This is a genomic window from Nocardia jiangxiensis NBRC 101359 (assembly GCF_000308615.1).
In the GTDB taxonomy this organism is placed as follows: Bacteria; Actinomycetota; Actinomycetes; order Mycobacteriales; family Mycobacteriaceae; genus Nocardia; species Nocardia jiangxiensis.
On sequence record NZ_BAGB01000034.1, the window covers coordinates 1 to 3,403 of the forward strand.

Genomic DNA, 3,403 nt, shown 5'->3' on the forward strand with positions numbered 1-3,403 from the left:
CGGTGTGGGTGTGTTGTTTGAGAACTGCACAGTGGACGCGAGCATCTTTGTTAGTAAGTGTGTAAGAGCGTACGGTGGATGCCTTGGCACCAGGAGCCGATGAAGGACGTAGGAGGCTGCGATAAGCCTCGGGGAGCTGTCAACCGAGCTGAGATCCGAGGATTTCCGAATGGGGAAACCCAGCACGAGTGATGTCGTGTTACCCGCCATTGAATATATAGGTGGTGTGGAGGGAACGTGGGGAAGTGAAACATCTCAGTACCCACAGGAAGAGAAAACAATTGTGATTCCGTGAGTAGTGGCGAGCGAAAGCGGATGAGGCTAAACCATGCGGATGTGATAGACGGCAGTCGTTGTCCGTGTGGGGTTGTGGGGCTTAATTTCCTTGTTCTGCCGAGCGAGGCGAGAGTGAGAAACCAAGTTGTTAGTTGAATTGGTCTGGGATGGCCAACCGTAGACGGTGAGAGTCCGGTAAACGAAAACTTCTTGGCTCTTGTATTGAGTACCCGAGTAGCAGCGGGCCCGTGAAATCTGCTGTGAATCTGCCGGGACCACCCGGTAAGCCTGAATACTCCCTGGTGACCGATAGCGGACTAGTACCGTGAGGGAAAGGTGAAAAGTACCCCGGGAGGGGAGTGAAATAGTACCTGAAACCGTGCGCTTACAATCCGTCAGAGCTGACTTGTTTGGTGATGGCGTGCCTTTTGAAGAATGAGCCTGCGAGTCATCGGTGTGTGGCGAGGTTAACCCGTGTGGGGGAGCCGTAGCGAAAGCGAGTCCGAATAGGGCGCCCAGAGTCGCACACTATGGACCCGAAGCGGAGTGATCTACCCATGGCCAGGGTGAAGCGACGGTAAGACGTCGTGGAGGCCCGAACCCACTTAGGTTGAAAACTGAGGGGATGAGTTGTGGGTAGGGGTGAAAGGCCAATCAAACTCCGTGATAGCTGGTTCTCCCCGAAATGCATTTAGGTGCAGCGTCACGTGTTTCACACTGGAGGTAGAGCTACTGGATGGCCTAGGGGGCCTACAAGCTTACCGAAGTCAGCCAAACTCCGAATGCCGGTGTGTGAGAGCGTGGCAGTGAGACTGCGGGGGATAAGCTTCGTAGTCGAGAGGGAAACAGCCCAGATCGCCGGCTAAGGCCCCTAAGCGTGTACTAAGTGGAAAAGGATGTGGGGTCGCTTAGACAACCAGGAGGTTGGCTTAGAAGCAGCCACCCTTGAAAGAGTGCGTAATAGCTCACTGGTCAAGTGATCCTGCGCCGATAATGTAGCGGGGCTCAAGTACACCGCCGAAGCCGCGGCACTCAGACATGTAGATCGCCTTCGGGCCAGTCGTCTGGGTGGGTAGGGGAGCGTCGTGTAGCCAGGGAAGCAGCGGGGTGACCTAGTTGTGGAGGCTGCGCGAGTGAGAATGCAGGCATGAGTAGCGAAAGACGAGTGAGAAACTCGTCCGCCGAATGACCAAGGGTTCCTGGGCCAGGTTAATCCGCCCAGGGTGAGTCGGGACCTAAGGCGAGGCCGACAGGCGTAGTCGATGGACAACGGGTTGATATTCCCGTACCCGTGTATCCGCGCCCAATGGCGAATCAGTTGTGCTAACCGTCCAAAAGCGGATCTATCACCTTCGGGTGAAGAGATGTGGCTGCACGGGATCCTGATTGTAGTAGTCAAGCGATGGGGTGACGCAGGAAGGTAGCTGGGCCACGTGGTGGATTACGTGGTGTAAGCCTGTAGGGCGAGGCATAGGCAAATCCGTGTCTCATGTAGCCTGAGAGGTGATGCGTAGCCGTTTGAGGTGAATTCAGTGATCCTATGCTGCCGAGAAAAGCCTCTAGTGAGTTGGTACACGGCCCGTACCCCAAACCGACACAGGTGGTCAGGTAGAGAATACTGAGGCGATCGAGGGAACTGTGGTGAAGGAACTCGGCAAAATACCTCCGTAACTTCGGGAGAAGGAGGGCCTCGACTGGTGATGACACTTTGCTGTCGGAGCTGGTGGGGGTCGCAGAGACCAGAGAGAAGCGACTGTTTACTAAAAACACAGGTCCGTGCGAAGTCGTAAGACGATGTATACGGACTGACGCCTGCCCGGTGCCGGAAGGTTAAGAGGACCGGTTAGCTCGTAAGGGCGAAGCTGAGAATTTAAGCCCCGGTAAACGGCGGTGGTAACTATAACCATCCTAAGGTAGCGAAATTCCTTGTCGGGTAAGTTCCGACCTGCACGAATGGCGTAACGACTTCTCTGCTGTCTCCACCACAGACTCGGCGAAATTGCATTACGAGTAAAGATGCTCGTTACGCGCGGCAGGACGAAAAGACCCCGGGACCTTCACTATAGCTTGGTATTGGTGTTCGGTACGGTTTGTGTAGGATAGGTGGGAGACTGTGAAAGCGGCACGCTAGTGTCGTGGGAGTCGTCGTTGAAATACCACTCTGGTCGTATTGGACTTCTAACCTCGGGCCATGATCTGGTTCAGGGACAGTGCCTGGTGGGTAGTTTAACTGGGGCGGTTGCCTCCTAAAGTGTAACGGAGGCGCCCAAAGGTTCCCTCAGCCTGGTTGGTAATCAGGTGTTGAGTGTAAGTGCACAAGGGAGCTTGACTGTGAGACTGACAGGTCGAGCAGGGACGAAAGTCGGGACTAGTGATCCGGCACCTACGTGTGGAAGTGGTGTCGCTCAACGGATAAAAGGTACCCCGGGGATAACAGGCTGATCTTCCCCAAGAGTCCATATCGACGGGATGGTTTGGCACCTCGATGTCGGCTCGTCGCATCCTGGGGCTGGAGTAGGTCCCAAGGGTTGGGCTGTTCGCCCATTAAAGCGGCACGCGAGCTGGGTTTAGAACGTCGTGAGACAGTTCGGTCTCTATCCGCCGCGCGCGTTAGAAACTTGAGGAAGGCTGTCCCTAGTACGAGAGGACCGGGACGGACGAACCTCTGGTGTGCCAGTTGTTCCGCCAGGAGCATGGCTGGTTGGCTACGTTCGGAAGGGATAACCGCTGAAAGCATCTAAGCGGGAAGCCTGTTCCAAGATGAGGTTTCTCTCCCTCTTGAAGGGTTAAGGCCCCCAACAGATCATTGGGTTGATAGGCCAGAACTGGAAGCACGGTAACGTGTGGAGGTGACTGGTACTAATAGGCCGAGGGCTTACTGACGAAGAGGCTACGCGTCCACTGTGCGGTATCTGAAACAACACACGGATACAGAAGACACGGTCCTTGACATCCCTTTGTGGGGGTGGAAGGGGTGGGTGGCTCTCTGTGGATAGTTTCATAGTGTTACGGCGGCTATAGCGGTGGGGAAACGCCCGGTCCCATTCCGAACCCGGAAGCTAAGGCCACCTGCGCCGATGGTACTGCACTCGACAGGGTGTGGGAGAGTAGGACACCGCCGGAACAA

2 rRNA genes are annotated in these 3,403 nt (G+C 55.5%); both read left to right on the plus strand.

Annotation, left to right across the window (positions count from 1 at the left end):
- The first annotated feature begins 51 nt into the window (after positions 1-51).
- Positions 52-3,159: ribosomal RNA gene (locus ON40_RS11675) — 23S ribosomal RNA — on the plus strand.
- Positions 3,160-3,283: 124 nt separating this feature from the next.
- Positions 3,284-3,400, plus strand: a 5S ribosomal RNA gene (gene rrf / locus ON40_RS11680).
- Positions 3,401-3,403: the final 3 nt, after the last annotated feature.